The following is a 4,316-nucleotide window of genomic DNA, read 5'->3' on the forward strand; positions in this document are numbered from 1 at the left end:
GTCGACGCTCATCTCCCCCGCCCGCCGTCGCGCCGAGCGGGGGAGATGAGCGTCGACAGATAGGGCAGGGGAGTGCCGTCCAGGTCGGCGGCCGGCCGGATCGACTCCTCCGTCAGCCCCAGCGCCGATCCCCATACCGCGTCGCCGATCCGCCCGGTCTCCCGCAGCGCCTCGGCGACCTCGTGCGCCTGCCGGCCGAACTTGTAGGCGACGACCGTCCCGGGCCCGGCGAGGGCCTCCTTGAGCACCGTCGCGCCGGCCGTGACGGGCACCAGCGTGAGCGGCTCGGTCCCCTCGGTCAGCACGGCGCCCGACCGCGCGGCGAGGTCCTGCATGGCGGTGATCCCGGGCACCGTCTCGACGACGGTCCCCGGCACCAGATCGGCGACCGTCTGCGCGAGATAGGTGAACGTGGAGTACACGTTGGGGTCCCCGATGGTCGCGAAGGCGACGGAACCGTGCCCGCGCAGCAACTCGGCGACCCGCTCGCCCGCCGCGTCCCAGGCCGCCTCGCGCCGCGCCCGGTCGCTCCGCTCGTTCAGCGCGAACACGACCCGGACGACCTTCTCCTCGGGCACGTAGTGCAACACGGTCGCCTCGGCCCGCCCGCGCTCTCCCGTGTCCATCACGGGAACGACCACGACCTCGGCCTCCCGCAGGGCGTTCACGCCCTTGACGGTCACCAGCTCCGGATCCCCGGGCCCGACCCCGACCCCGACCAGCCTGCTGCTCATGACGTCCGGCACCTCTCCACGAACCGACGGGCGACACCGGGCTGTGCCGCCCAGTGCGTGTGCAGATAGCTGGCGTGCACACCGCGCCGCACGAACCCCTCGACCCGACGCCGGGGGGTCTTGAGGCCCCAGGCGGGTTCGGCCCCCGCCCCGGGCTCCACTGCGGTCCGGTGGAACTCGTGCCCGCGCATCCGTGTCCCGGCCGCCGCGAGCACACTGTCGCCGACGGCCACCGCGTCCCGGTACCCCAGGGTCAGCCGCCCGGTCATCCGCGCCCCGGCGTCCAGCACCCCGCACATCGGCTGCCCGTCCAGCTCCCGGCACAGATACAGCAGCCCGGCACACTCGGCGGCCACGGGCGCACCGCTCTCCGCCAGGTGGGCAACGGCCTTGCGCAGGGGTTCGTTGGCGGACAGCTCGGCGGCGTACACCTCGGGGAACCCGCCCCCGATCACCAACCCGCGTGTCCCTTCGGGCAGTTCCTCGTCCCGCAGCGGATCGAAGGGCACGACGTCGGCACCGGCGGCGGCGAGCAGCTCGGTGTTCTCGGCGTAGGAGAAGGTGAACGCCTCTCCGCCGGCGACGGCGACCCTCGGCTTCTCGTCCGACCGCGTCGGGTGGTGGCTGGGCGAGGAAACGGCCTCAGCCGCATCCCAGGCCTCGCACGACAACGCCCCCGCACTCCGGGCCAGCTCCGCCAACGCGTCCAGATCACAACCGTCAAAGACCTGCGCGGCCATCGCCGCCACCGCCTCCACGGCCTCGGCCCGCCGCTCGGCGACCGGCACCAGCCCCAGATGCCGCGACGGCGTGTCCACCTGCGGAGCCCGCCGCAGCACCCCGAGCACGGGCACCCCCGTCTGCTCCAAGGCCTCCCGCAGCATCACCTCGTGCCGGTCCGACGCGACCTTGTTCAGGATCACGCCCCCGACGCGCACTTCCGGATCCCAGGAGACGAACCCGTGCACCAGCGCCGCCACCGACCGCGACTGCGACGACGCGTCGACGACCAGCACCACCGGCGCCCGCAGCAGCTTCGCCACATGCGCCGTGGAGGCCAGCTCCCCCTCCCCGGCGGCCCCGTCGTACAGCCCCATCACGCCCTCGACGACGGCGAGATCGCACCCGCGCGCACCGTGCAGGAACAGCGGCCCGACCAGCTCCGGCCCGCACAGATACGCGTCGAGGTTGCGCCCCACCCGCCCGGTCGCGAGCGCGTGGTACCCGGGGTCGATGTAGTCCGGCCCGACCTTGTGCGGGGACACGGCGAGCCCCCGCGCGGCGAACGCGGCCATCAGCCCCGTGGCGACGGTGGTCTTGCCACTGCCCGACGAGGGCGCGGCGACGACCAGCCGGGGCACGGACGAGGACATCACCACTCGATGCCCCTCTGCCCCTTCTGCCCCGCGTCCATCGGGTGCTTCACCTTGGACATGTCGGTCACGAGGTCGGCGAAGTCCAGCAGCTTCTCCGGAGCGTTGCGCCCCGTGATCACCACATGCTGGGTACCGGGCCGGTTGCGCAGGACGTCCACGACCTCGTCCGTGTCGACCCAGCCCCAGTGCATCGGGTAGGCGAACTCGTCCAGCACGTACAGCCGGTACGTCTGAGCCGCCAGGTCCCGCTTGACCTGCTCCCAGCCCTCCCGGGCCTTCTCCTCGTTGTCCAGCTGCGCGTCGCGCTGCACCCAGGACCAGCCCTCGCCCATCTTGTGCCAGGCGACGGACCCGCCCTCGCCTGAGGCACCGAGCACACGCAGCGCGTTCTCCTCGCCGACCTTCCACTTCGCCGACTTGACGAACTGGAACACCCCGATCGGCCAGCCCTGGTTCCAGGCCCTGAGCGCGAGCCCGAAGGCGGCGGTCGACTTGCCCTTGCCGACACCCGTGTGCACGACCACCAGCGGCCGGTTCCGGCGCTGTCGGGTCGTCAGACCGTCGTCCGGAATGACACTCGGCTGTCCCTGCGGCATTACGCGGCCCTCCTCGAAGTCCCCTGCACATCCCTGACCAGCCCGGCGATCGAGTCGGCCCGCAGCTCGTCCAGCGTCACGGCGGTGCCGCCCAGCTCACCGGCGAGCTGCCCGGCGAGCCCGAGGCGCACCGGCCCCGCCTCGCAGTCCACGACGACGGACGCGACACCCTCGGCCGCGAACAGCCGTGCCGCCCGCCCGGCCAGTGCGACCGGCTCCGGGCCACCCGTGGCCCGCCCGTCCGTCACCAGCACGACCAGCGGCCGCCGCGCCGGATCCCGCAGCCGCTCCACCCGCAGCACGTCGTGCGCGCGCAGCAGCCCGGCGGCCAGCGGCGTACGCCCGCCGGTCGGCAGCGACTCCAGCCGGGTGGCCGCCGCGTCCACGGACGAGGTCGGCGGCAGCGCGACGTCCGCGCCCGAACCCCGGAACGTCACCAGCCCCACCTTGTCGCGCCGCTGGTACGCGTCCAGCAGCAGCGACAGCACGGCCCCCTTCACGGCGCTCATCCGCTGCCGCGCCGCCATAGACCCGGAGGCGTCCACGACGAACAGCACGAGATTGCCCTCGCGCCCCTCGCGGGTCGCCTGCCGCAGATCGTCCCGGCGCACGACGAGACCCGGCCCGGACCGCCCGCGCGCCCGCTGGTGCGGTGCCGCGGCCTGCACGGTCGCCGCCAGGTGCAGCTTGGTGAGAGCGCCCCGCGGGCGCCTGGCCCCGGTCGTGCGCCCGTGTTCGGTCCGGGCCCGCGAACGCCGCCCGGCGGCACCCTCGCCGATCCCGGGCACGCTGAGCACCTTGGTCCGGAACGGTTCGGCCGCCCGTACGGCCGACTGCTCACCGGCGCCCGACGGCTGCGGCTGCCCGTTCTCCCCGGCCTCGGGCGTGGCCCCGGTGTCATCACCCCGGGGTCCGTCCTCGGGCTCCGGCTGCCCGCCGTCCCCGCCGCCCCCGCCGGGCCCGTCCGGCCCCTGGTCCGGGTCGGGGTCCTGGTCCGGGTCGTCGTCCCCGGAGAACTCCTCCAGGGTCTCGTCCAGCTTGTCCTCGTCAAGGCCCGGCGCGTCGAAGGGGTTGCGCCGACGCCGGTGCGGCAGCGCGAGCAGCGCGGCCTGCCGGACGTCCTCGGCGAGCACGTCGGTCCGCCCCGCCCACGCGGCCAGCGCCGTGGCCGTCCGCGCCATCACGATGTCGGCGCGCATCCCGTCGACCTCGAAGGCCGCGCAGGTCGCCGCGATCTGCCGCAGCGCCCCGTCGCCCAGCCGCACGGACGGCAGCAGCTCCCGTGCCGCCACGATCCGTGCCCGTACGTCGGCCTCCTCGTCCGCCCACCGGGCCGCGAAACCGTCCGGATCGGCGTCGTAGGCGAGCCGCCGCCGGACGACCTCCACCCGCTGCTCGGGCTCCCGCGAGGCCGCGACCTCGACGGTCAGCCCGAACCGGTCGAGCAACTGCGGCCGCGATGGGCGCCTCCTACGTGGAACGCGAGGGCGTCTCCGTACGGCACGCGGCGCGGTTCCTGCTCGTCGGCACCATGAACCCCGAGGAGGGCGAGCTGCGGCCGCAGTTGCTCGACCGGTTCGGGCTGACCGTCGAGGTCGCGGCCTCGCGGG

The 4,316-nt window shown here is 74.4% G+C and carries 3 protein-coding genes and 1 pseudogene; all 4 read right to left on the reverse strand.

Annotated elements, in window-relative coordinates; genetic code table 11:
- Positions 1 to 8: 8 nt before the first annotated feature.
- The gene (gene cobI, locus CCL05_RS41010) at positions 9 to 734 is read right to left on the reverse strand and encodes a precorrin-2 C(20)-methyltransferase (protein WP_086565658.1); all 726 of its coding nucleotides are present in this window, start codon (positions 732 to 734) and stop codon (positions 9 to 11) included.
- Positions 731 to 2,107 (reverse strand): cobyrinic acid a,c-diamide synthase CobB, encoded by a 1,377-nt coding sequence (locus CCL05_RS41015; RefSeq protein ID WP_086565656.1) that lies wholly within the window; start codon positions 2,105 to 2,107, stop codon positions 731 to 733. The genes cobI and CCL05_RS41015 overlap by 4 nt, the downstream gene beginning before the upstream one ends.
- Positions 2,107 to 2,706, reverse strand: coding sequence for a cob(I)yrinic acid a,c-diamide adenosyltransferase (gene cobO / locus CCL05_RS41020; RefSeq protein ID WP_086565657.1), 600 nt, complete (start codon positions 2,704 to 2,706; stop codon positions 2,107 to 2,109). The genes CCL05_RS41015 and cobO overlap by 1 nt, the downstream gene beginning before the upstream one ends.
- Positions 2,706 to 4,163 (reverse strand): annotated as a pseudogene (locus CCL05_RS41025) (VWA domain-containing protein); the annotation flags it as partial. The pseudogene CCL05_RS41025 and the gene cobO, both read right to left, overlap by 1 nt.
- Positions 4,164 to 4,316: the final 153 nt, after the last annotated feature.

The sequence above is a fragment of the Streptomyces africanus genome, from assembly GCF_002150735.1.
In the GTDB taxonomy this organism is placed as follows: Bacteria; Actinomycetota; Actinomycetes; order Streptomycetales; family Streptomycetaceae; genus Streptomyces; species Streptomyces africanus.

Coding starts and splice junctions, on each gene's coding strand:
- cobO (WP_086565657.1), bottom strand. CDS start 2,706: ATGCCGCAGGGACAGCCGAGTGTCATTCCGGACGACGGTCTGACGACC.
- cobI (WP_086565658.1), bottom strand. CDS start 734: ATGAGCAGCAGGCTGGTCGGGGTCGGGGTCGGGCCCGGGGATCCGGAG.
- CCL05_RS41015 (WP_086565656.1), bottom strand. CDS start 2,107: ATGTCCTCGTCCGTGCCCCGGCTGGTCGTCGCCGCGCCCTCGTCGGGC.